This is a genomic window from Cognatiyoonia sp. IB215446 (assembly GCF_033963825.1).
Classification (GTDB): Bacteria; Pseudomonadota; Alphaproteobacteria; order Rhodobacterales; family Rhodobacteraceae; genus Yoonia.
This window is the reverse complement of the sequence record NZ_JAXBMD010000003.1, coordinates 64814-87970: the sequence shown is the minus strand read 5'-3', so window position 1 is coordinate 87970 and position 23157 is coordinate 64814. Positions and strand designations below refer to the sequence as shown.

Annotated in this window: 27 protein-coding genes; 12 read left to right on the top strand and 15 right to left on the bottom strand. The window is 57.8% G+C overall.

What is annotated here, in order from left to right; genetic code table 11:
- Positions 1–9 precede the first annotated feature (9 nt).
- Both SLH49_RS14595 and SLH49_RS14590 read right to left on the bottom strand, forming a co-directional pair.
- Complete coding sequence (locus SLH49_RS14595) at positions 10–813, bottom strand: WecB/TagA/CpsF family glycosyltransferase (protein ID WP_320269895.1); 804 nt, start codon at positions 811–813, stop codon at positions 10–12.
- Between the two features lie 13 nt (positions 814–826).
- On the bottom strand, positions 827–1597 hold the full coding sequence (locus SLH49_RS14590) for a hypothetical protein (RefSeq protein ID WP_320269894.1): 771 nt from the start codon (positions 1595–1597) through the stop codon (positions 827–829).
- 133 nt (positions 1598–1730) lie between these two features.
- Here SLH49_RS14590 and SLH49_RS14585 point away from each other — a divergent pair, with 133 nt between their 5' ends.
- Together SLH49_RS14585 and SLH49_RS14580 are read left to right on the top strand one after the other, a co-directional pair.
- Positions 1731–2942 (top strand): argininosuccinate synthase, encoded by a 1212-nt coding sequence (locus tag SLH49_RS14585; protein ID WP_320269893.1) that lies wholly within the window; start codon positions 1731–1733, stop codon positions 2940–2942.
- The gene (locus SLH49_RS14580) at positions 2939–3397 is read left to right on the top strand and encodes a GNAT family N-acetyltransferase (RefSeq protein ID WP_320269892.1); all 459 of its coding nucleotides are present in this window, start codon (positions 2939–2941) and stop codon (positions 3395–3397) included. The genes SLH49_RS14585 and SLH49_RS14580 overlap by 4 nt, the downstream gene beginning before the upstream one ends.
- A gap of 11 nt (positions 3398–3408) precedes the next feature.
- On the opposite strand, the gene SLH49_RS14575 is transcribed toward SLH49_RS14580, so the two are convergent.
- The gene (locus SLH49_RS14575) at positions 3409–4329 is read right to left on the bottom strand and encodes a hypothetical protein (protein ID WP_320269891.1); all 921 of its coding nucleotides are present in this window, start codon (positions 4327–4329) and stop codon (positions 3409–3411) included.
- A 163-nt stretch (positions 4330–4492) separates the two neighbouring features.
- On the opposite strand from SLH49_RS14575, the gene SLH49_RS14570 reads away from it, so the two are divergent.
- Positions 4493–4753 carry an SCP2 sterol-binding domain-containing protein gene (locus SLH49_RS14570; protein ID WP_413785300.1) on the top strand — a complete coding sequence of 87 codons (261 nt, stop codon included), beginning with the start codon at positions 4493–4495 and terminating at the stop codon, positions 4751–4753.
- Here SLH49_RS14570 and SLH49_RS14565 read toward each other — a convergent pair.
- Positions 4743–5447, bottom strand: coding sequence for an HAD family hydrolase (locus SLH49_RS14565; RefSeq protein WP_320269889.1), 705 nt, complete (start codon positions 5445–5447; stop codon positions 4743–4745). The genes SLH49_RS14570 and SLH49_RS14565 overlap by 11 nt on opposite strands.
- Positions 5444–6343 (bottom strand): D-amino acid aminotransferase, encoded by a 900-nt coding sequence (locus SLH49_RS14560; RefSeq protein ID WP_320269888.1) that lies wholly within the window; start codon positions 6341–6343, stop codon positions 5444–5446. Before SLH49_RS14560 ends, SLH49_RS14565 begins: the two co-directional genes overlap by 4 nt.
- A gap of 186 nt (positions 6344–6529) precedes the next feature.
- Between SLH49_RS14560 and msrA the strand changes: the two genes are divergently transcribed.
- Positions 6530–7162 (top strand): peptide-methionine (S)-S-oxide reductase MsrA, encoded by a 633-nt coding sequence (msrA, locus tag SLH49_RS14555; protein ID WP_320269887.1) that lies wholly within the window; start codon positions 6530–6532, stop codon positions 7160–7162.
- Here msrA and SLH49_RS14550 read toward each other — a convergent pair.
- The 3 genes from SLH49_RS14550 to SLH49_RS14540 all read right to left on the bottom strand — a co-directional run bounded on the left by SLH49_RS14550 (position 7153) and on the right by SLH49_RS14540 (position 10709).
- Positions 7153–8019: a ribokinase gene (locus tag SLH49_RS14550; protein WP_320269886.1), complete on the bottom strand. Its 867-nt coding sequence runs from the start codon at positions 8017–8019 to the stop codon at positions 7153–7155. The genes msrA and SLH49_RS14550 overlap by 10 nt on opposite strands.
- Positions 8019–10274, bottom strand: coding sequence for an NADP-dependent malic enzyme (locus tag SLH49_RS14545; RefSeq protein WP_320269885.1), 2256 nt, complete (start codon positions 10272–10274; stop codon positions 8019–8021). The genes SLH49_RS14550 and SLH49_RS14545 overlap by 1 nt, the downstream gene beginning before the upstream one ends.
- Positions 10275–10379: 105 nt before the next feature.
- The gene (locus SLH49_RS14540; RefSeq protein ID WP_320269884.1) at positions 10380–10709 is read right to left on the bottom strand and encodes a hypothetical protein; all 330 of its coding nucleotides are present in this window, start codon (positions 10707–10709) and stop codon (positions 10380–10382) included.
- 60 nt (positions 10710–10769) lie between these two features.
- Between SLH49_RS14540 and SLH49_RS14535 the strand changes: the two genes are divergently transcribed.
- Positions 10770–11120 carry a metalloregulator ArsR/SmtB family transcription factor gene (locus SLH49_RS14535; RefSeq protein ID WP_320269883.1) on the top strand — a complete coding sequence of 117 codons (351 nt, stop codon included), beginning with the start codon at positions 10770–10772 and terminating at the stop codon, positions 11118–11120.
- On the top strand, positions 11098–11553 hold the full coding sequence (locus SLH49_RS14530; protein ID WP_320269882.1) for an SRPBCC domain-containing protein: 456 nt from the start codon (positions 11098–11100) through the stop codon (positions 11551–11553). Before SLH49_RS14535 ends, SLH49_RS14530 begins: the two co-directional genes overlap by 23 nt.
- Before the next feature lie 17 nt (positions 11554–11570).
- Here the strand turns inward: SLH49_RS14530 and SLH49_RS14525 are convergent, their stop codons facing one another.
- Genes SLH49_RS14525 through SLH49_RS14515 form a run of 3 tightly spaced genes read right to left on the bottom strand, consistent with a single transcriptional unit; the run spans position 11571 to position 13836 of the window.
- Positions 11571–12152, bottom strand: coding sequence for a Smr/MutS family protein (locus SLH49_RS14525; protein ID WP_320269881.1), 582 nt, complete (start codon positions 12150–12152; stop codon positions 11571–11573).
- The gene (locus tag SLH49_RS14520) at positions 12152–13180 is read right to left on the bottom strand and encodes a murein transglycosylase A (RefSeq protein WP_320269880.1); all 1029 of its coding nucleotides are present in this window, start codon (positions 13178–13180) and stop codon (positions 12152–12154) included. The genes SLH49_RS14525 and SLH49_RS14520 overlap by 1 nt, the downstream gene beginning before the upstream one ends.
- Positions 13177–13836: a Tim44/TimA family putative adaptor protein gene (locus SLH49_RS14515; RefSeq protein WP_320269879.1), complete on the bottom strand. Its 660-nt coding sequence runs from the start codon at positions 13834–13836 to the stop codon at positions 13177–13179. Before SLH49_RS14515 ends, SLH49_RS14520 begins: the two co-directional genes overlap by 4 nt.
- 112 nt (positions 13837–13948) lie before the next feature.
- Between SLH49_RS14515 and SLH49_RS14510 the strand changes: the two genes are divergently transcribed.
- Together SLH49_RS14510 and secB are read left to right on the top strand one after the other, a co-directional pair.
- Positions 13949–14428 carry an FxsA family protein gene (locus tag SLH49_RS14510; RefSeq protein ID WP_320269878.1) on the top strand — a complete coding sequence of 160 codons (480 nt, stop codon included), beginning with the start codon at positions 13949–13951 and terminating at the stop codon, positions 14426–14428.
- Between the two features lie 58 nt (positions 14429–14486).
- A complete protein-coding gene (gene secB, locus SLH49_RS14505; RefSeq protein WP_320239809.1) occupies positions 14487–14984 on the top strand; it encodes a protein-export chaperone SecB in 498 nt (165 codons plus the stop codon).
- Here the strand turns inward: secB and dnaQ are convergent.
- From dnaQ to SLH49_RS14485, 4 genes are read right to left on the bottom strand one after another with little or no spacing between them, the layout of a single operon-like run.
- Complete coding sequence (gene dnaQ, locus SLH49_RS14500) at positions 14981–15712, bottom strand: DNA polymerase III subunit epsilon (protein WP_320269877.1); 732 nt, start codon at positions 15710–15712, stop codon at positions 14981–14983. The genes secB and dnaQ overlap by 4 nt on opposite strands.
- The gene (gene coaE, locus SLH49_RS14495) at positions 15705–16295 is read right to left on the bottom strand and encodes a dephospho-CoA kinase (RefSeq protein ID WP_320269876.1); all 591 of its coding nucleotides are present in this window, start codon (positions 16293–16295) and stop codon (positions 15705–15707) included. The genes dnaQ and coaE overlap by 8 nt, the downstream gene beginning before the upstream one ends.
- Positions 16292–17119, bottom strand: a complete 828-nt coding sequence (locus tag SLH49_RS14490) for a shikimate dehydrogenase (protein ID WP_320269875.1) — start codon at positions 17117–17119, stop codon at positions 16292–16294. The genes coaE and SLH49_RS14490 overlap by 4 nt, the downstream gene beginning before the upstream one ends.
- Entirely contained in the window at positions 17116–17715 is a 600-nt protein-coding gene (locus tag SLH49_RS14485; RefSeq protein ID WP_320269874.1) for a nucleoside triphosphate pyrophosphatase, read from the bottom strand. The genes SLH49_RS14490 and SLH49_RS14485 overlap by 4 nt, the downstream gene beginning before the upstream one ends.
- A 414-nt stretch (positions 17716–18129) precedes the next feature.
- Here SLH49_RS14485 and hemJ point away from each other — a divergent pair, with 414 nt between their 5' ends.
- The 4 genes from hemJ to mnmG all read left to right on the top strand — a co-directional run bounded on the left by hemJ (position 18130) and on the right by mnmG (position 23155).
- Positions 18130–18570, top strand: coding sequence for a protoporphyrinogen oxidase HemJ (gene hemJ / locus SLH49_RS14480; protein ID WP_413785299.1), 441 nt, complete (start codon positions 18130–18132; stop codon positions 18568–18570).
- A 119-nt stretch (positions 18571–18689) separates the two neighbouring features.
- Positions 18690–19961 (top strand): transcription termination factor Rho, encoded by a 1272-nt coding sequence (gene rho / locus SLH49_RS14475; RefSeq protein ID WP_320269872.1) that lies wholly within the window; start codon positions 18690–18692, stop codon positions 19959–19961.
- Positions 19962–19991: 30 nt separating this feature from the next.
- Complete coding sequence (gene mnmE / locus SLH49_RS14470; RefSeq protein WP_320269871.1) at positions 19992–21272, top strand: tRNA uridine-5-carboxymethylaminomethyl(34) synthesis GTPase MnmE; 1281 nt, start codon at positions 19992–19994, stop codon at positions 21270–21272.
- A gap of 11 nt (positions 21273–21283) precedes the next feature.
- Positions 21284–23155 (top strand): tRNA uridine-5-carboxymethylaminomethyl(34) synthesis enzyme MnmG, encoded by a 1872-nt coding sequence (gene mnmG, locus SLH49_RS14465; protein WP_320269870.1) that lies wholly within the window; start codon positions 21284–21286, stop codon positions 23153–23155.
- Positions 23156–23157 lie beyond the last annotated feature (2 nt).

Below are 23157 nucleotides of genomic sequence, written 5' to 3'. Positions count from 1 at the left end.
CCGAGGCGTTCAGCCACCGTTCGCCCGCCGCGCGCGCAACGCCGATCGGAGCAATCGCGGCATCACCATGATGCAGGCGACATAGCGGGCGGCCAGCCGTCTGGGATTGGTCATCAACCGCCAAACCCATTCCGCCGCGATAGCACGCACGAATTTCGGGGCGCGTATCTGTGTGCCGGCAATGAAATCCAGACCGGCGCCGATTGAGACAAACCCGACACGATCCGTCTTTGACATCGCATGGGCCGCGAACATTTCCTGTTTTGGGGCGCCCAGAGCCAGAAAGCACATCGCAACGCCCGCATCTTCAAGCTGAGCAACATACCGATCCGCCAACTCGCCCGTCGGATCAAAGCCCATCGGCGGCGCGATACAGGTGACAACACGCAGACCTGGGTGCTCCATCTGCAACGCATCCGCTGCTGCCTGCAACGTCTCCTCGGTGCTGCCGAGCAATCCGATCGGCACGTCCATTTCACCCGCAAGTTGCGCCAATGGCGCGATCAAATCGGCCCCCGCCAAAAGCGAAACCGGTTGCCGCGCCAAGCGCGAGAGCCACACAATCGGATTGCCATCCGCTGTCACATGGCTTTGGGCCTGATAGGCACCCCGAAAGGCCGGATCATCCCGCAGCTTGACCACGTGATCGAGGTTCAGCGTGGCTAGACTAAAGCCTCGGCGTTCCGCAAAGTGCGCGCGCATTTCGGACAAAAGCACATCCAGCGAAGGCATATTCACGATCACATTGGGCCCTTTGTCGCTGGGCACCCAGGTGACATGCCCATCGTTTTCAACCATGTTCTTCAAGTCCAATTCGCACCCAATCCTAATCTATCAAAGGGCGCTTCTCGATCAGGTGACCGTAAAGCGTGGTAAGAATACTAACCCCCAACATAATGATCAGCCATTGAATGGCGATATTTAGCACAAAGCCCATAACGGGAATGGCAACCATCACCGCCGTGCTCAGGCTGTCGGCAAAACCACTTAGCCCGACCAGCAAAACTGAAACACCGAAGATCGCTCCTGACAGCGGCGCAGAGGCTGCCCAAGCCTCGCCCATCCGGATAGGCTGGCCGACTGCGACAGAAGGCAAGGCGAGCGCGATCCGCAGCCAGACAAAGGTCAGCACCGAGACCAGCGCAAGCCCGACCACCCATTGCATCACCAAAGGCCCGATTGTCGCCAACGGCCCCAGCACAAGCACAAGCGGGATCGCGACGATCACAAGCAGCAGAGCATAAAGAATGCTTCGCCCGGCATAGGCCCCGATTGGCCTGTCCGAAAAGGCCGGCAGCGCGCCGCTATATTCCTCCAAAAGAACAAACCGATGCCAGGACACCGCAACCCAGCTAAAGATCAAAAGCCCGAAAATAGCCATTCCAGTTAGGCCCAGGAAAATGATGCCCGCGTCTGCCCCTGATAAGGTGCCTGCGGCGCCGGGGCTGCCCAGCAGGTTCAGCCGCTCTTGAAAAAGGGCGACGAACAAGGCGAACCCGGCCAAAAGCACCAGATATGGACCAACCGAGACCCGCAAGGCCTGTCCAAAATTGCGATAGATCATGAAAAATGCATGCCGCAGAATCTGCAATGCCATCGTCGCCTCTCACCATCTCCCCCATCGCAGTTCGCATGCCCCATCCGCGCCCGTCAACCGCCCGCGCCTTGCCCCTCTCGTTGAAAACAGCTATCGCGCCCTGAAGGACACATCTGATGCAAAGGCACCGCGCATGACGGCTCCGAAGAAAGTGGTGCTCGCCTATTCCGGCGGGCTTGATACCTCGATCATTCTCAAGTGGTTGCAGACGGAATATGGCTGTGAAGTCGTGACATTCACCGCCGATCTGGGCCAGGGGGAAGAGCTGGAACCCGCTCGTAAGAAGGCCGAGATGATGGGCGCCACGGGCATCTATATCGAGGATCTGCGCGAAGAGTTTGTCCGCGATTTCGTCTTCCCGATGTTCCGCGCCAATGCGCTTTATGAGGGGCTGTACCTCCTCGGCACCTCCATCGCCCGCCCGCTCATTTCCAAGCGGCTTGTCGAGATTGCCGCAGCTGAAGGGGCCGACGCGGTCTCCCACGGGGCGACGGGCAAGGGCAATGACCAGATCCGGTTTGAACTCGCCGCCTATGCGCTCAACCCAGAAATCAAAGTCGTCGCCCCCTGGCGCGAATGGGATCTGGGCAGCCGGACCAAGCTGATCGACTTTGCCGAGAAACATCAGATCCCCATCGCCAAGGACAAACGCGGCGAGGCGCCGTTCAGTGTGGATGCGAACCTGCTGCACACCTCGTCCGAGGGCAAAATCCTGGAAGACCCCGCCGAGGAAGCGCCTGAACATGTCTACCAGCGCACCGTCGCGCCGGAAGATGCGCCCGATACGCCCGAAATGGTGGAAATCACGTTTGAGCGCGGCGATGCGGTTGCCATCAATAGCGAACGGATGTCACCTGCCACGGTGCTGACCAAGCTTAACGAATTGGGTGGCAAACACGGGGTTGGCCGTCTCGACCTCGTCGAAAACCGCTTCATCGGCATGAAGTCTCGCGGCATCTATGAAACCCCCGGCGGCACCGTGCTGCTGGAGGCGCATCGCGGCATCGAACAGATCACGCTGGATGCAGGCGCAGGGCACCTCAAAGACAGCATCATGCCGCGCTATGCGGAGCTGATCTATAACGGCTTCTGGTTCAGCCCCGAACGCGAGATGCTGCAGGCGCTGATCGACAAGTCTCAGGAGCATGTCTCCGGCACCGTCCGCGTGAAGCTCTATAAGGGCTCCTGCAACACGGTCGCGCGTTGGTCGGACAAGACACTTTATTCCGAGGAGCATGTGACGTTCGAGGATGACATGGGCGCCTATGATCAATCCGACGCGCAAGGGTTCATTCAGTTGAACGCACTGCGGCTCAAACTGCTGGCCGCCCGCAACCGGCGATGATCGACGCACGGCCTGTTACGCTGCAAGACGTGGTGCCCCTGCACGACGTCACCGTGCGGGACGACCAAGACCGCTTTGTCGCGCCCAACGCGATCACCATCGCGCAAGCCCGCTTTGAGACCGGCGCCTACGATTTTTGCCTGTGGGACGGAGACATCCGCGTCGGCCTTATTGCCCTGATCGACATGGCGGAACACGAGGATCTTGAAGAGATCGATGACCCCGAGGCTGTCTATGTCTGGCGACTACTGATCGGCAAAGACTTCCAACAACAAGGCCACGGCAAAGCCGCCATGGATTTCGCCGAAGACTGGGCCCGCGAGCGCGGACGCCGCTGCGTGCAAATCCAGGCTGTCGAAGACAACATGGCAGCCATCGCGATGTACCAGGCGCTGGGCTACACCCTCACTGGCCACAAGTCCGGTAAAGAGGTGCAGCTAGAGAAGGTGCTCTGACGAACGGCCAGCTATTCGGATTGCCCGGAGGCCCTCTCGACCTGCAGCAACGCCGACACGATCCGCAACGGCACGTTCAGATCTTCAAACGCATCCGTGATACCCGCCATGATCTTTTCGCGGTTGGCGCGCAGACCACCCACCGCGAACATGTCACGGAAATGGGACAGGGCGATATGCATTTCCTCACCGGTGCTTGTGGCAGAGAACAGTTGGGCAAAATCGCCAACCTGCGTCTCAAGGTCCGTCAGCAGATCGATCACGCCTCGCAGTGCCGGATTGTTTTTTTCAACGCCGTGCTGCGAAAGCCAGACGCCATAGACCTCACCGTTCTGCCCGGTAACGCTGTCGACTTGAACAAGATCATCGACATTCATCCGGCTGAACCAGCCCCCGGTCTTGCGCTCTGGTGCGATGAAGAAAGCAGGGATGGGCGCGGCATTCTGAAACCGGACAACAATGCCGCGAAAGAGTGTGCGGGAATTCTTGCCACCGGTTTCAAACTTCACTTCTGCAAGTGCGAAAGGTCTGTCGTCAATAGTGCCTGAGATGCAGTCTTCGGCCCGACGCACACCCGCCTTTGGCAAAAGCCGCGCGGGAAGCGCGTCAAGAAAGGCCCGGCCATTTTGTTCATATTCCAGATCAATAGCCTTGGCCAAATGCGGCAGGACCATGCGCTGCTGCCCTTTCGTCACCCAACCATTGATGAAAAAGAGGATAACAACCCCAACGAAGACAAGCGCTAGCGAGACAAGTTGATTATCGGCATCCGCACTTGCCCAAATCAGGAGACTCAACGCGATGGCGACCACGCTCACACCAGCCGCGAAAATAAGGCCGGTGCGTCTTTTCTGTTCCAGTTCCGGCATCAGCTCTTGCAGCGTCACATCAAGCTTTTGGTCAGCTGGCTGTGTATCGGGGTGATCGGACATGGCACGCTCCGGCTAAAAACGGGGTTTTTCTAGCATCCTGTACCAACACCGCGAAGCGGGAGTTTCCTCACCCAGCGTCACAGTTGCGCGCGCGGGCTCATCTTCGTACCGATTGCGCAGTGAAGAGGAGACGGTTTTGGACATTTCAGAGATCGCCGCGAAGATGCAAAAGGGGATTTCCAGCCGGGAGTTCACAGGCAGCCTGAAATTTGATTGCGGGCAGGACGGGGTGATTGTTTTGGCCGACAATGCCGTCAGCCGCGATGACCGGGACACGGCCTGCACCATCGGCATCACTACGGCCAATCTGGCGAAACTGATCACCGGCAAACTGAACCCCATGACGGGCGTCATGATGGGCAAGCTGAAAGTCTCTGGCGATGCCCGCGTGGCGATGAAGCTGGGCGAGTTGCTCAAGGCCTGAGCCGCAGGCTCGCCATCGCTTCGTAATGTGGCAAGGCCTCTGCAAGCAGGTCTTGATATTGTACCGTCACCACCGGCAAATCCCCCTCGGCGCCAGCAAAGCCGGTGCTCTTGTGCACCGCGTTGTACCAGTGTTTGGCCCAGATACCATCCTCCGCACGGGGGCCTGAAGGCCAAGAAAGCATAGCGTTATCAAAGGGTAATCCGATGTGATCGCAAAGCATCCGCAGCATGCCCGCCGGATCGGCCCGGATATCCGCACTGTCGATCACGATACCGCCCAGCGCGTCGTAAATCCGCGTCTGCGCCAAGAACCCGATATCGGCCATCTCCATCTCATCCCGCTTGGCGCCATAGCTCGCGATGACCCGCGCAGGATGGCGGATCAGGTGGATGTTCAGGCAATCCCTGGCCCAATCCAAAGGGAAGTCCTTCACCATGTGATGCGGCATATGCTTCATGTAGAAATGCGGTTTGCCGTCGGGTATCGACCCGGCACAGCGGGCCGTGACCGCCTTTGGATCGGTCTCATGCGCCGCCAAGACCTCTTCGTGCATCGGATGATCAACACCAGTCGCGGCAAGATAGGGTGCATAAAACGGTTCATCCCAAACGGCGAAATCGGCACGATTGCCAAACGCATACATCATCGCGGTCGAGAGATTCCGCGGCCCCGACCACATCGCGATTTTCATGAGCGGGCCACCAGATCTTTGTAAAGGTCACGCAACCGCGCGGTCACCGGGCCAAGCTGCCCTGTCCCGATCACCCGGCCATCAATGCTGCCCACAGGCGTCTGTGCTCCAAAAGTCCCGGTCAAAAACGCCTCATCCGCCGAATAGGTATCGACGAGGCTGAAATTGCGCTCAAAAACCGGGATGTCATTGGCGCGACAAAGATCGATCACCTTCTGCCGCGTGATCCCGTTCATGCAATAATCGCCGGTGCTGGTCCAAACCGCGCCATTCTTGACGATGAAAAAGTTGCAGGCATTGGTCGTGTTCACGAAACCATGCACATCGAGCATCAGCGCCTCATCCGCGCCTGCCTTTTCGGCAGCGATGCAGGCGAGGATGCAGTTGAGCTTCGAATGGCTGTTCAGCTTCGGGTCCTGCGTCATCGGCAGGCCGCGCTGATGCGGCACGGTGGCGAGCGCGATGGGGCGCGGGATAGAGGGCCGCGAATGCTCCATGATGATCACGATGGTGGGGCCAGAGCGGGAGAGGCCCGGATGCTGAAAAGGCCGCACCTTCACCCCCCGCGTCACCATCAGGCGGGCATGGGCATCTGTCGTCATCCCGTTGGCCTTTTGCGTCTCCACCAACGCCTTGGCCACGCCATCGCGGTCCATCCCGATATCCAGATCAATCGCCTTCGCGGCCTCGAACAACCGGTCGAGATGTTCATCCAAAAACGCCCACTTCCCATCATAGAGGCGCAACCCCTCCCACACGCCGTCCCCGAGCATGAAGCCGCTGTCATAAACACTAACCATCGCCTCGGTTTTGGGCGCAATCCGGCCATCGACATAGATCAGGATCGCCTCATTACGCGCATCCTCTTCGGTTTGATGGGTTGTGACTTTGGTCATGTGATCGACTTGGTGTTGCGGCAAGGTCTGGGCATGATCCTTCAGTCCGCCAACTCTGTCCAAGACTATTCGAATAGTCTTGGCAAAAATCTTCCAAGATGCTTGCAACGCTTTGACTTTCACGGATGCGTGAAATTACAAAGCGTCACCTTGCCCAAATAGCGGCTGACGGGCACTGAGAATGGTATGCAACACACTATCCAAACGCTGACACTCTGCCTTGCCCTTTGCGCAGGTGTGGCCAACGCCGAAACACTGAAAACAGCCTATGTCGCGGGCGGCTGTTTCTGGTGCGTTGAGAGCGATTTTGAATCGCTGGACGGCGTGGTCGAGGTCATCTCTGGCTATACCGGAGGAACGACCGAGAACCCGACCTATCGCACGATCAAAGGGTCAGGCCATTACGAGGCGGTTGAGATCACTTATGACGCAGATGTCGTGAGTTACGACCAGTTGCTGCACTCCTTCTTCCGGTCCATCGATCCGACGGATGCTGGCGGGCAGTTCTGCGATCGGGGTGAGAGCTACCGTACGGCTGTTTTCGTCTCCACCCCGGCAGAGCGGGCGGCGACCGAGCGGGCGAAGGCCCGGGCTGAACGGGATCTTGGCCAGCGTATCGTGACCCCGATCCTGGATGCTGCGCCGTTTTACGTGGCCGAGGACATTCACCAGAATTATTATCGCGGTGAACGTCTGATCGTCACGCGCCGGGGCGTGAAGACCCAGGCTGAGGCCTACAAATTCTATCGCGATGCCTGTGGCCGGGATGCGCGGGTCGCGGCGTTATGGGGCGATTCAGCACCCTTTGTTCAGGACTGAAACGCCTGCACCTCGGCAAGGTCAGGGATCACATCCGCCGTGCCGTGGCGCGTCACCATCAGTGCGGCGGCTTTTATTGCCTGACCAATCGCCTGTGCCATCGGCATCTCACGATCAAGCCCGGCAAGCACATAGCCGGTGAATGTATCGCCCGCTCCGGTCGTATCCACAGGCTCAACGGCGATGGCAGGGAAGTGCTGGCGGCCATCCTTGCCAAACCACTCCGCCCCATCGGCGCCAAGTGTAACGATCACGTCGGAGACGGGCAGATCGGCAGGCGCCAGACCGGTCGCGGCTTCCAGCTGTGCGGCCTCAACCGCGTTCAGGATCAGAAAGTCGAGATGGGCCAGCACCGCCTCGACCCGCTCCGCATCAAACGGGGCGGCGGCATAGGCCACGCGCAGCCCCATCTTCTTACCCAAAGCGGCGGCGGTGCGTTGCAGGTTCGTTTCGTTCTGGATGACCAGCCAATCACCTGTTTGCGCCTCGGCCATGGCGGTTTGCAAAGTGGCTTGGGGGATTTCGGCATTCGCACCGGGGTGCAGCACAATCGCATTCTCCCCATCGGGGTTGACCATGATGATCGCCTGCGCCGTCTCGGTCCCGATCTCGGCGATGTTGCGCGTATCAACGCCGTATTCCAGCAGCCGCTCAACTGCCCAGTGGCCGTCGGCCCCAACCGCGCCAATATGATAAACATGCGCCGCCGCACGCGCCGCCGCGACAGACATATTGGCACCCTTGCCGCCCAGAAACACCTCTCGCCCTGTCGAGGCCAGCGTCTCTCCCGGCGCGGGCACATGCGGGACAGCATAGACGAAATCCGCGTTGATTGAGCCGAGGTTCCAGATCGCCATCAGTCGACCTTGCAGGCGGCGATCACCGCCATGTTCAGGATGTCGTTGACGGTTGAGACGGTCGAACAGACCTGGATCGGCTTCCCGATACCCGACAAGATCGGCCCGATCACTGTCGCCCCCGCCATTTCCTGCATCAACTTGACAGAGATGGACGCGGAGTGCCGTGCAGGCACGACAAGGACATTGGCAGGCCCGGTCAGCCGCTGGAACGGATAGTTCTCCTGCGCCTGCGTATTGAGGGCGACATCCACCGTCATCTCACCCTCATACTCAAAATCCGCCTTGCGCGCGTCCAGCACGAGGGGCGCTTTGTGCATCTTCTCGGCCCGTTCCGAGACCGGATAGCCGAAGGTGGAAAAGGACAGGAAGGCCACGCGCGGCTCTAGTCCCAATTCGCGCGCCACAAACGCGCCACGCTCGGCGATGTCTGCCAAGTCGTTTTCGTCGGGCCATTCGTGCACCAACGTATCGGCAATCAGAACGATCCGCCCATTATGCAACACCGCCGTGACGCCTACGGCGCCATCATGAGGCTGCGCGTCAAAGACATGGTTGATCAATTCCAGAATATGCGCCGATTTCCGGGTCGCCCCGGTGACCATCCCATCGGCATGTCCATGTGCCAGCATCAAGGTTGCAAAGACATGCCGGTCGCGCGCCGCGAGCCTGTGCACATCCTGCGCATCAAATCCCTTGCGCTGCAAACGCTCATAAAGAAACGCCTTATAGGCGTCGAGATGTTCGGTATTGGCCGCATTCACGATCTCAAGCTCGTCAAAAGCCTCTGGCAACCCTTCTGCCGTCAGCTTTTCACGCACATCCTCATCGCGGCCCACGACCAGTGCCTTACCCATGCCCGACCGCTGATACAGCACCGCCGCCCGCAGCACACGTGGATCGTCCCCTTCGGCAAAGACCAAAGTCGACTGGTTCGCCCGGGCGCGGGCGTTCAGGCTACGCAGGATGGATTGCGTCGGGTCCATCCGGGATTTGAGCGACAGCTCATACGCATCCATATCCACAATCGGTCGCCGCGCGACGCCGGTTTTCATGCCCGCCTGTGCGACGGCGGTCGGAATCCGGTGGATCAGGCGCGGATCAAATGGTGTCGGAATGATGTAGTCGCGGCCAAAGGTCAGCTTTTTGCCGTAGGCCATGGCGACCTCGTCCGGCACATCCTCGCGGGCGAGTGCGGCCAAAGCCTCGGCACAGGCGATCTTCATTTCTTCGTTGATTGCGCGGGCGTGGATGTCCAAGGCACCACGGAACAGGTACGGAAAACCCAACACGTTGTTGACTTGGTTCGGGTAGTCGCTGCGCCCCGTGGCCACGATCGCATCCTCGCGCACCGCATGGGCATCTTCCGGCGTAATCTCCGGATCCGGGTTCGCCATCGCAAAGATCACCGGGTTCTCGGCCATGCTCTCGACCATCGCGGGCGTTACGGCACCCTTCACCGAAACCCCCAGAAACACGTCACAACCCTTCATTGCCTCTTCGAGGTTGCGCAGGTCCGTTTTCACCGCATGGGCCGACTTCCACTGGTTCATCCCCTCGGTCCGGCCCTGATAGATCACGCCCTTCGTGTCACAGACGATGCAGTTTTCATGCCGCGCGCCCATGAATTTCAGAAGCTCGATGCAGGCAATGCCTGCCGCCCCCGCGCCATTCAGCACGATCTTCACATCCTCGATCTTCTTGCCCGACAGATGCAGTGCGTTGATCAGCCCCGCCGCGCAGATCACGGCCGTCCCATGCTGGTCGTCGTGGAAGACGGGGATGTCCATCTGCTCTTTCAGCGTCTGTTCGATGATGAAGCATTCGGGGGCTTTGATATCCTCAAGGTTGATCCCGCCAAAGGTCGGCCCCATCAGCTTGCAGGCCTGAATGAAGGCGTCGGTATCTTCGGTATCGAGCTCAATATCGATCGAGTTCACATCGGCGAAGCGTTTGAAGAGGACCGATTTGCCTTCCATCACTGGCTTGCTGCCCAGCGCGCCGAGGTTGCCGAGGCCGAGAACGGCGGTGCCGTTTGAGATCACCGCGACCAAGTTGCCCTTGTTCGTATAGTCGTAAGCCGTGGCCGGGTCCGCCGCGATTTCTTCGCACGGGATTGCCACGCCGGGGGAATAGGCCAGCGACAGATCGCGCTGGGTTGTCATCGGGACAGTTGCATTGATCTCCCACTTGCCGGGGGTTGGTTGCATATGAAATTGCAGTGCGTCTTCACGCGTGTGTTTCGCTTTTGACATGCGGTCCCCCCGATCTGTCCACAAGACATAGCGGGGAATGAATTGAAGGCACAAGAAAGAGTTTGAGGCCAGCGGCCTGGGCCCAGATGCGGAGGAGATCAGCGCCTATTTTTTCTTCAAAGACCGCGCATGACGCAGGCATGTGGCAAAGGCCTCTTCCAGCGCATCCGGTTCGACAAGCCGTTCATTCGGGATCGCCACGTATCCCCGCATGATCGCACCGTATTGTTCGACCGGCTCGGTGCCAAAGCTTTCGGCAAACCGCGCGCGATCTTCCTCGGCCATACGCAGGCAAATACGGCCCGCAGGGTCAAGCAAGCTATACATGTTGCCATTCATGGACGTGTAAGGGTTGGCCTTGCCCTTGACCTTGTCATCAAAGAACCGTGCAACGAGGTCGCGATAGATGGCCAGGTTTTTTATTCTCTCAGACACGACCGTTCCCCATGTGCCAACGCGCTAGCATTCCGCACGCAAATACATAACCATATTGTTATGGATTCGCAAGAACTCGACCTTGTCTTCAGCGCGCTCGCTGACCCGATCCGGCGGGGCATCCTCGTCAATCTGTCCACGGGCGAAAAGAATGTCTCGCAACTCACCGATGCGTTCGATGTGTCGCAGCCCGCCATCTCGCGCCATCTGCGCACACTTTACGACGCCGGGCTGATCGAAAAGCAAAAGCGCGGACGTGAACAATTTGTCCGCGCACGCGCTGAACGCGCCGAAGAGGCAGCCCGCTGGATCAGGCATTACAGCACCTTCTGGAAAGAACACTTTGACGAGGTCGACCGCATTCTCAGCCAAAAGAAAAGGGATCAACATGACGACAAAGACCAAGGTTGAGGGCGACACCCTCACAGTCGAACGCCTTTATGATGCTTCTCAATCCAGCGTGTTCGACGCGTGGATTGATGCTGCCAAGACAACCCACTGGTGGGGCTGCGGGCAAACGACCAAGGTGGTTTCGACCATCGAACAGGAAAAGGACGGATGCTACCAACATCTGATGACCATCGACGGGCATGGCGAGTATCTGATTGACGGGCGGTTGATGGAATACAAACCGCCAGAGCTTCTGTCCTACACGATGCCGGGCGTGGACGGCGGTGCTGATATGGCGGTGCACGTAACCTTCACCGCCGTTGGCGACCAAACTAAAGTCACACTGGTCCAATCCCCCGTGCCCGATTTCCTGCAAGATACTGTCGTAGCCGGGTGGACCGCATCTTTCGAACGCCTCGCAAACTTCTTTACCGGCGCACGGCGCGCAGCCTGACAAAAAGCACCACAGCCTTAGCGCTGACGCCGCAGATAGATGTAATAGGCACCATGCCCGCCATGTTTCAGATGCGCGGGCGTGACCTGCAAAACGGCCTTTGACAAAGGTGGCAGTGCCAGCCATTGCGGCACCTGATGGCGCAACACACCCAATCTCGTTGGGATCGGTCCGCCATCGTCGCGGTCCTTGCCCTTGCCGGTAATCACCAGCACCAGACGGCGCCCCATCTGTTGCGAGCCCATGATGAAAGAGATCAAGGCCGGATGCGCCTCGGCCAATGTCATGCCATGCAAATCAAGCCGCGCTTCCGGTTTCAGCTTGCCGCGTTTGAGCTTGCCGAATGACTTGCGGTCCATATTGACCGGTGCCTCTGCCATCCGATCGGCAATGCCGGGCAATACATCACGCCGCTCCCGACCGTTGACGGCTTCACCCACACGAAAAGTTGGGATCGGCTCCTTTCGTGGCGCGGGCATGTCCTTCTTTGGCGGCTCCGGCAGAGGATCGGCGCGGCGGCCATTCATCGGCGTCGTGCGTTCCGCCACCCGGTCCCACAGGGCGCGCTCCTCCGCCGACAGATTGCGGGGGCGACGCATCAGTTTTCCGCCAACAGGCGCTGCGCCATGGCGCTGGGCATCAGCACAACCATGCGGCCATCATCCTTGATCCGCCCGGCAGCGCGACCCGCCTCTTCACCCGTTCCGAAAAAGATATCGGCGCACTGCGCCCCCTTGATCGCCGATCCCGTATCCTGCGCGATCATCAGGCGGTTCATCGGTTCCGCACCGGCTTTCTCAATCCAGACCGGCGCGCCGAGCGTCACAAAGGCCGGATCAACAGCAATCGACCGAAACGGCGTAATCGACCGGTTCATCGCGCCCAATGGTCCCAACTCAGCAGGTACCTCGCTCACCTCGCGGAAGAACACATAGCTTTCGTTCTCCCACAAAAGCTCTCGCCCCTCTGGTCGGTTCTTGCGCACCCAGTTGCGGATCACAGCGGCCGAGACCTGATGCGGCTCAAAAATCCCGCGCGCGACAAGCGCCATGCCGACAGACGAATATTCCCGGCTGTTCTTGCCACCATAACCTACGCGCATGACCGTCCCATCCGGCAGCCGAATGCGACCCGAACCCTGGATCTGCAGAAAGAACAGATCAACCGGATCGGTCAGCCACGCCAGTTCCAGCCCACGACCGGCAAGAGGCTGATCCTCATCAATCTCACGCCTTGTGTAATACGGCTCTCCCGGCACCAGATCGTCCGGCACCGCATAGATCGGAAACTGATAGCCATCGCCACGTTCGCGTGACCCCGGTAGTTCCGGCTCAAAATAGCCGGTGAACAACATCGGATCGCCGTCCTCGATCAGGATAGGGGTAAAGAAGCGTTCAAAGAAATGGCGCGGATCGGGATCGGTCTTCAGGAAATCGCACACGACCTCCCACTCGATCCCGCGCAGATCACGACAAGTGTTCTGAAAAACGGACAAGGCGGCGTAATGATCATCCGCCGCCCAGCCATTCAGGTCGTCATATGTCAGCTGCGTATAGGTCGGGTCCGCCATCGCATGCCCCGCTGATATCAGTGACAGCGCAATGGCACCAAGGCCCTCACGGATCATTCGCCGGTGGCGACAAGCTTCCAGTTCGGGTCGCCCGAATCCATCCTGCGCGAGAAGGTCCAGGTATCTTTCTGGCGCTTGATCTCCTTGTCGCTACCTTCGATGATATCGCCAGCGTTGTCACGCACCACCGATGTCATCTCGCTCTTGAACCGGACGGACACTTCACCCTCTTTGGTGACCTCATCGAATTCGGCCTCAACAAGGCTCATGTCGCTGATACCGATAAAGTTCGCCTCCACAGTCAGCCCCTGTCGCTGGCGATCATCCACGACGCTCGCGAACGCCTCATACACATCTTCCGAGATGAACGGCACAATCTGGTCCAGATCACCTTTTTCAAACGCCATCAGGATCATTTCATAAGCGCCACGCGCGCCGCCCAGAAACTCACCCACGTTGAATGACGGGTCCACACGCTTCATCGCGGCCAAGGCCTTGGCCTGATCGGAATCCTCTGGGACATGATCCGTGATATCAAGATCAGGACCGCCCTCGATCACATCAAATTCCGGCGCTGACCTGCGTGCTGGGTCAGGGCGTGTCACCGCAGGTTTTTCATATCCTTCACGCGTACCAAGCACACCGCGCAACCGCAGGATCAGGAAAACAGCAATGCCAGCAAGCACCAAAAGCTGGATAATCGGAGAGTTCATTCGCGCCTCGTTTCAGGGTGAGGCATGGAAACATGCCCGGTCGGTCCCTATGTAGGTCGTGGGCCGGGGCAAGTCCACCTTACCCCCGAACAAGTTACGAAAGGCGCCGACCATGTGGCTGTTACTTGCTTTTATTGCCGTTCCGATGATCGAAATCGCCCTGTTTATCCAGGTCGGGGGCTATATCGGGCTGGGTTGGACCCTATTGATCGTGCTGATGACTGCGATTGCCGGGTCTTATCTGGTGCGCAACCAAGGCATACGTGAACTCAGCAACCTGCAGCGGTCGTTTTCGGAACTCAAAGACCCGACAGAGCCTTTGGCCAATGGCGCAATGATCCTCTTTGCCGGGGCACTGCTGCTCACGCCCGGTTTTTTCACCGACGCGGTTGGCCTTTCGCTTTTGGTGCCTGGCATCCGCCGGGCCGCATTCCTGTGGGCGCGGTCTCGTATCAGGGTGCAGACCTTTACCATGGGGCAACAGCATCCGCAGTCGCATCAGCCCGATGATCAGGTGATTGATGGTGACTTTCAGGAAGTCCCCCACGACAAAAAGCCCACGCATCGGCCATCCGGCTGGACCCAGCATTGAGCCTTTTCAAAGGGCCTGCTAGGAACGCGCGAACCTGAAATTATTGGAGCACGTTCCCATGTCCGACGCCCCCGAAAACGGCGCCCAGCCCGCACAACCCCAACAGCAAGCCAGCAACAAGATCATGGCGCAGTATATCCGCGACATGTCTTTCGAAAACATCCTGGCCCAGAAAGGTGTTACCGGTGATGCGCAGCCTGAAATTCAGGTGCAGGTGAACCTTGATGCCCGCAAGCGCAACGCCGACAATCATTTTGAGGTCATCACGAAGCTCAACATCACCAGCAAGACCAAGGAAAAGGGCGAGCCGCTTTTCGTGCTGGAGCTGGAATATGGCGGTGTGTTCGAAATAAGCGGTGTTCCTGACGAACAGATGCATCCCTATCTTCTGATCGAATGCCCACGAATGACATTCCCATTCGTGCGCCGGATCGTCAGTGACGTGACCCGCGACGGTGGCTTCCCACCGCTGAACCTTGAAACCATTGATTTCCTTGCGCTTTACCGGGCCGAACTCGCCCGCCGTGCAGAAGCTGAAAAGGCCAAGGCAAACTAAGCCAGCTTTTTCCACACAGCATCGTCGCCCAGTTCCGCCACAAAGGCGGCATGGGCGGCGGCTTCCTCATCGGTCAATCGCGATGGCAAAGGCGTGGGCCGCTTGGTTGGCCGCCATGCGTCTTCGGCAACTCCGTCAGACGTGACCTGCGCGGCGCTCGACAGCGCGAAGTCAGGCTGCCTGCCGCCGATCAATTCCAGATAGACTTCAGCCAGGATTTCACTGTCGAGCAACGCGCCGTGCAGGGTGCGCGATGAGTTATCGATGTCAAAGCGACGGCAAAGCGCATCAAGTGAAGCGGGCGAGCCCGGGAATTTCCGCCGCGCGATGGCCAGAGTATCAATGGCCTGATCCATCGGCAAAAGCGGGCGGTTGACCCAACCGAGCTCTGCATTCAGGAACTTCATGTCGAAGGCAGCATTGTGGATGACGAGCTTCGCATCGCCGACAAAATCCACGAAATCCTGCGCGATATCGGCAAAAACAGGTTTATCCCGGAGCGTCTCCTGACCGGGTTTGGGCTCTTGCGGTGGGTCGAGCAGATCCGGACCAATCCCGTGCACGCCAAACGCCTCTTCGGGCATGGAGCGTTGCGGGTTGATATATTGATGATAGGTGCGGCCCGTCGGCACATGGCCGCGCAGCTCGACCGCCCCGATTTCGACAATCCGGTCGCCCTCGCCGGGTTCAAACCCTGTGGTCTCAGTATCAAGAACAATTTCACGCATCGGCTGCACCTGTCAGTTCACCAATCAGATGTCGCACAGCAGCGCGGGTGTCGTCCATATCCAGCGTCTCAATGATATGATCAGCCCGCGCGCGTTTCTCGGCATCCGGCATCTGTTTTGCCATCATTGCCTCAAACTGCGCCTCTGTCATGCCCGGCCGGGCCATGACACGTTGCTTCTGCACATCCCCTGGGACGGAGACAACGAGGACGGAGGTCAACCACGCGTCAGCCTTGGTTTCGAAAAGAAGGGGAATGTCGAAAACCAGCAAGGGGGCTTTGTTGTTTTTCAGGAATTCCTGGCGATCTGCGGCGACAAGAGGATGCACAATCGCCTCAATCGCTGCCAGCACCGCCGAATCCTCCGCGATCAGGTGTTTCAGGACATTTCGGGATACGGCGCCATCGACAATCGCATCGGGAAACTTCGCGCCGATTGGGTCAACGGCTGCACCGTCTCGATCATAAAGTGCATGAACACAGGCATCTGCGTCCCAGACAGGCACATCTTCATCGCGGAACATCTGCGCCGTTGTCGATTTTCCCATACCAATCGACCCGGTCAGGCCCAGCAGATGCCTCACGACAAAACCGCGCTGCGCGTCGCCTCATCCACTTCGGGTCGCGTTCCAAACCAGCGTTCAAATCCGGGCACACCCTGATGCAGCAACATGCCCAGACCATCCACCGTGCGGCAGCCGCGTTCCGCGGCCGCATCAAGAAACGCAGTGCGCAGCGGCGTATAAACAATGTCGGTCACAATCGCGTCGGGGCTCAGCTCATCAAGCGGTACCTTGAACGGTTGCGCGCCCTTCATACCAAGAGAGGTTGTATTCACCGCGAAAGCCACCTCATCCAGCATCGGCCCCGCCTGCACCCAGTCATAGACCTGGATGCGCGCGCCAAACTCGGCCTTAAGTGCTTCGGCCTTCAGACGCGTGCGGTTGGCCAGGCGAATCTCGGGGACGCCCGCATCGGCCAAGGCAACGATAATCGCGCGCGCTGCACCGCCCGCGCCGAAGATAGCAGCGGGACCTGCCTTTGGATCCCAATCGGGTACACCTTGCCGGATATTGGCGGCGAACCCGTAACCATCTGTATTATCTGCAAAAATACGGCCGTCGTCAGTAAAGATCAGCGTGTTCGCCGCACCGATCAGTGTTGCACGGTCCGTCACATTGTCAGCCAGTTGGAGCACCGCGACCTTGTGCGGTATCGTGACATTCGCGCCGATAAAGCCCTGCTCTGGCAAGGCTCGTAGCGTGTGAGCCAGCGCATCCTCTGCCACCTGCAACGCCTCATAGTGACCAGGCAAACCATAGCGCTGCAGCCAGTAATTATGCAGTTTTGGCGATAACGAGTGCGAGACCGGGTTACCAATCACAGCCGCGCGGGGGACATCCTTCATGAGGTCAATGTTCCGCGAAGCGTGAGATATGACAAGAGTTCAAGCAGCGGCAGACCCAGGACATTGAAATAATCCCCTTCAATCCGTGTGAAAAAGCGCACACCTTCTTCTTCCAGCTTATAGGCGCCAACGCTGTGTTGGATACCGTCCCAGTTTCGCGCGACATAATCTGCGATATATGTGTCAGAGAGATCACGCATATGCAGCCGCACGACGCCCACATGGCGCCAAAGCGGCCGCCCCTCACCGTAAATCACAGCCGCAGACAGAAGCTGATGCGTCTGACCGCGCAAAGACTGCAATTGCGATATAGCATCGTTCTCGCTTGACGGTTTGGAGAGGATTTGCCGGTCAAAAGCAAGCACCTGGTCGCAGCCGATCACAAGAGCGTCGGGATGCTTCGCCGCCACCCGTTGCGCCTTGAGTTCGGCCAGAAGATCGCCAACATCGCGGGGAGGTGCATTTTCGGCCTGCAGGGACGATTTTACGCTCTCTTCATCGATCCGTGCAGGGACAACCTCATGCGGGACGGCTGCGTTTGTAAGCAGCTGGCTCCGGATCGCGGAGCCGGAAGCAAGGATGATCCGATCGGTCATGTGGATAACCTGGCGGAGAAATCGTGTATCTGCCGCTGATCGAAGCGGGGGCAGTTTAGCTGGACGGCGCGCATGACGATAACATCCGGATTTATTCAGGTTTTGTGCCATATTATCCACGGTGGGTAAGGATAACAGTGCCATGTGGAAAGTTTGGAACGACGTGAGGTTCTTTCACGCAGCTACTATAATCTTGGCAGAGGTGGATAGGGATTAACATACTGATTTACAATGCTTTTTATTGATCTCGGTAAGAAACCCAAACATAGTCACCATCATTTGCAACGCTGGATAAGTCTGAGGATGGAAAACTCACCCACAGAAATCCACCGACCAAAGATCATCATCATCTTTTCTTTCTTCCTATATTTATTAAGAACGCAAAGAGCAGGGAGAGGATAAGATAATATGGGTATGCTTGCCGCCTACTATGATTGGATCAAGGCCATCCATATCATGGCGGTGATCGCATGGATGGCTGGGTTATTCTATCTACCACGTCTGTTTGTCTATCATGCTGAGCGGGCAAGCGTAGGGTCAGAGCTTGATCAGACCTTTCAGGTGATGGAAGAAAAACTCCTGCGTGTGATCATGAACCCGGCCATGATCGTGGCCTGGGTGGCCGGGCTGACTCTGATCGGGCTTGGGGCGTTTGACTGGGGTGCGATCTGGTCCTGGGTCAAGATCATCTGCGTGATCCTGATGACAGGCGCACATCATTGGATGAGCGTGCGGCGCAAGGAATTTGCGGCCGGTCAGAATACCCGCAGCGGACGCACTTATCGGCTGTTTAACGAAGTACCCACCGTGCTGATGCTCTTTATCGTGATCGCGGTTGTCGTCAGGCCGTTCTGATCCTGAGCGTTGACTCCGCTTCACAGAATCCTTAGTTGGGTATCGCTCCCGTCCGGGAACGCGATTTTCCTTTGCTACTTAGAATGACAGTGCCTGATGCGGTGCTGCTGGATGCTATCATGTCGACACATCGTCTGAACCTCGCTGATCTCAAGGCACAAAGCCCCAAGGATCTGTTGTCTCTGGCCGAAGAGCTTGAGATCGAAAACGCCTCGACCATGCGGAAGGGCGACATGATGTTCGCCATCCTCAAAGAGCGGGCGGATGAAGAATGGGTCATTGGCGGCGATGGCGTTCTTGAAGTGCTGCAGGACGGATTTGGTTTCCTGCGCTCGCCCGAGGCGAATTACCTGCCCGGTCCGGATGACATTTACGTCTCGCCCGACATGATCCGCCAGCATTCGCTGCGGACCGGCGACACGGTCGAAGGGGTGATGAAAGAGCCCAACGACAATGAACGGTACTTCGCGCTGACATCCGTTGAGCGGATCAATTTTGAGGAACCGGAGCGGGCTAAGCACAAGGTTGCATTCGACAACCTGACACCGCTTTATCCCGAAGAGCGGTTGAATATGGAGATTGAGGACCCAACGATCAAGGATCGCTCAGCCCGGATCATTGACCTGGTCGCGCCCATCGGGAAAGGACAGCGTTCGCTGATCGTGGCCCCGCCGCGGACTGGTAAGACGGTGCTGTTGCAGAACATCGCGAACTCCATCGAGAAGAATCATCCGGAATGCTACCTGATTGTTCTCTTGATTGACGAACGGCCTGAAGAGGTGACGGACATGCAGCGCTCCGTCAAAGGTGAGGTTGTCTCCTCGACCTTTGATGAACCCGCATCGCGCCACGTGGCTGTGTCTGAGATGGTGATCGAAAAGGCGAAGCGGCTGGTGGAGCACAAACGGGATGTTGTGATCCTGCTCGATTCCATCACGCGATTGGGTCGGGCGTTCAACACGACGGTACCATCATCTGGGAAAGTGCTGACGGGTGGTGTGGATGCGAATGCGCTGCAACGGCCCAAGCGGTTCTTTGGCGCCGCGCGGAATATCGAGGAGGGTGGGTCGCTGACGATCATCGCGACGGCGCTGATTGATACGGGCAGCCGCATGGATGAAGTGATCTTTGAAGAGTTCAAAGGGACGGGTAACAGTGAGATCGTGCTTGACCGGAAGGTGGCTGACAAACGCGTCTTCCCGGCGATGGACATCCTGAAATCCGGGACACGGAAAGAGGAATTGCTGGTGGACAAGGCAGACCTGGCGAAGACCTACGTCTTGCGTCGTATTCTGAACCCGATGGGGACGACGGATGCCATTGAATTCCTGTTGGGTAAGCTCAAGCAGACCAAGACAAATTCGGACTTCTTTGATTCGATGAACACCTAACTTATTGTTCATAAACAATGGGTTAAGCACATGGATACAGTCTTTGCGCTTGCGACGGCGCGCGGGCGCGCGGGCGTCGCTGTCATACGGATTTCGGGCGATCAGGCGTGTGCTTCGGTCGCGCGGCTGACGGGTGATGTGCCCGAGATCAGGGGTGTGCGGCTTCTGAAAGATCAAGCGGGTGATCTGTTGGATGAAGCGCTTGTCCTGCATTTTCCAAAGGGGAAAAGCTTCACCGGCGAACAGGTGGTTGAACTGCATTTGCATGGTAGTCCGGCTGTTGTGGCGGCAGTGCTGCGTTGCCTTGGTGAGGATGATGATCTGACGCCCGCTGCTCCGGGTGAGTTCACGCGACGCGCGTTGGAAAACGGACGACTGGATCTGGCACAGGTGGAAGGCCTGGCCGATCTCATTGATGCTGAAACAGAAGGCCAACGCAGGCAGGCGGTGCGGGTCTTTTCCGGTGGATTGGGCGCATTGGCAGAAAGCTGGCGGGCGCGGTTGATACGGGCGACGGCACTGCTTGAGGCGACAATCGATTTTGTTGATGAGGACGTGCCGGTTGATGTGGCACCGGAAGTGATCGCGCTGATCTCGGGCGTTGTGGCCGAGATGGAGGTTGAGGCAGCTGGTGTAGGTATTGCAGAGCGGCTGAGGGAAGGCTTTGAGGTGGCGATCATCGGTGCGCCAAATGTGGGTAAATCGACGCTCCTTAACCGGTTGGCCGGGCGTGAGGTGGCGATTACGTCACAGATTGCGGGGACCACGCGTGATGTGATTGAGGTCCAGTTTGATCTTGACGGGCTGCCGGTGACGTTGCTCGACACTGCCGGTTTACGGGAAACCGATGATGTTGTTGAAGGGATTGGTGTTGCGCGGGCAAAGGAGCGTGCTACGCAGGCGGACCTTCGGGTGCATATCATGGATGTCAATGAATTACCGACGCAAGATATAGTGAGCGGGGACCTCTATTTTCGCGCCAAGGCAGATCTGGCTGTGGATGAAGAATGGGGCATTTCTGGTAAGACGGGGTTGGGTGTCGATCTGCTGGTCAAACAGATCGGTGATATCCTGCAGGAACGCGTTGCCTCTATTGGGACGGCGATGCGGGAAAGACATCGTATCGCATTGCTGCGTGGTGTCGGCGACCTTAAGACGGCGTTAAGTGGATTGGAAAGCCCACACGGTATGACGGATTTGACGGCGGAAGAGTTGCGATCTGGGATCCGTGCGGTGGATAGTCTTGTAGGCCGTGTTGATGTAGAACATGTCTTGGATGAGATTTTTGCCAGCTTCTGTATCGGCAAATAGGAGTGTTTCACGTGAAACATCTTGATTACGATGTCATCGTCATTGGTGGCGGGCATGCAGGTGCGGAGGCTGCGCATGCAGCCGCGCGTATGGGTGTTCGGACGGCGCTCGTCACGCTTACGCGTGCCTCAATTGGCGTCATGTCCTGCAACCCTGCGATTGGTGGATTGGGTAAGGGGCATTTGGTCCGGGAGATTGATGCTCTTGATGGCGTCATGGGCCGCGTTGCCGATAATGCTGGCATTCAGTTTCGTCTGCTTAACAGGAAGAAGGGTCCTGCGGTTCAGGGTCCTCGGGCGCAGTCAGACCGTGCAGTCTATCGTCGGTCCATGCTGGCTGAGCTAGAAGCATTGCCTGATTTGACGATCATCGAAGGTGAAGCGACCGATCTTGTGATGAATAAGGACCAGGTCACTGGTGTTCAAATCGCGAGTGGCGAAACGTTGTCAGCACAGAGCGTGATCCTGACGACTGGCACGTTTTTGCGCGGTGTGATCCATATCGGACATGTGTCGCGACCCGGCGGTCGGATGGGGGATAAACCATCCCTGCGTATGGCAGAGCGATTGGATAAGTTTGATCTGCCGCTTGGCCGCCTTAAAACAGGGACTCCGCCACGCCTGGATGGACGCACAATCCGATGGGATGCTCTGGAAAAGCAACCAACGGATCCTGACCCGGTCTTTTTCTCGTTTCTGTCGACACGAGTTTCGGCACCGCAGGTGGATTGCGGCATCACACATACGAACGAAGAAACGCATGACATCATTCGCAAAAATCTGTCACGGTCTGCTATGTATGGAGGGCAGATTGACGGTGTTGGCCCACGCTATTGCCCATCGATCGAGGATAAAATCGTCCGATTTGCAGATAAACCGTCTCATCAGATTTTTCTGGAGCCCGAAGGGGTTAACAATGATACCGTTTATCCGAATGGGATATCTACTTCGCTGCCAACGGACGTGCAGGAAAGCTATGTACGGTCCATCTATGGCCTTGAAAATGCAGTCATTTTACAGCCAGGCTATGCCATCGAATATGACTACGTCGATCCTCGTTCTTTGAAAGAGACTTTGGAGCTCAGAGACGTGCCCGGCCTTTACTTGGCGGGTCAGATCAACGGGACGACAGGTTATGAAGAAGCCGCGGCGCAAGGCCTTGTCGCTGGCCTGAATGCCGCCGCTGCGGCTCAGGGGCAAGCGGAAGTCATATTCAGCCGCCGGACTTCTTACATTGGCGTGATGATTGATGATCTGATCACGCGCGGCGTTTCCGAGCCGTACCGGATGTTTACGTCACGCGCAGAGTTTCGTCTGTCACTTCGGGCCGATAACGCCGATCAACGGCTGACCGAATTGGGGCGCAACATCGGGTGTGTAAAAGACGAAAGATGGTCAGCGTTCTCCGAAAAAATAGAGGCTCTTGCTGCGGGAAGAAGCGATTTGGAGGCGCGCGTTTTTTCCGCCCGCGATATTGCGGCTTTGGGCGTCAAACTCAACGTGGATGGTGCGAGACGGACTGCGCTTGAGGCCCTATCTCTTACAGATTTTGGCTTTGACGAGCTTTCGCAGCTTGTACCAGACGCGATGGATATCCCGGCGCCAATCCGCGATCAGATCAAAAGGGACGCACTCTACGTGCATTACATTGAGCGTCAGGCCCGTGATATTGCCGCGATGGAACGTGATGAGAAGCAGGTGATCCCCGACAATACTGCGTTTTCCGAGATCAGCGGCCTTTCAAATGAACTGGTCAACAAACTGAACGCCGTCCGGCCACGCAGTATTGCACATGCCAGCCGAATCGAGGGCATGACGCCAGCTGCGCTGATGCTTTTGATCAGCGCGATCAAGCGATCACAGCAAGCCCAGACAGGTACGTGATC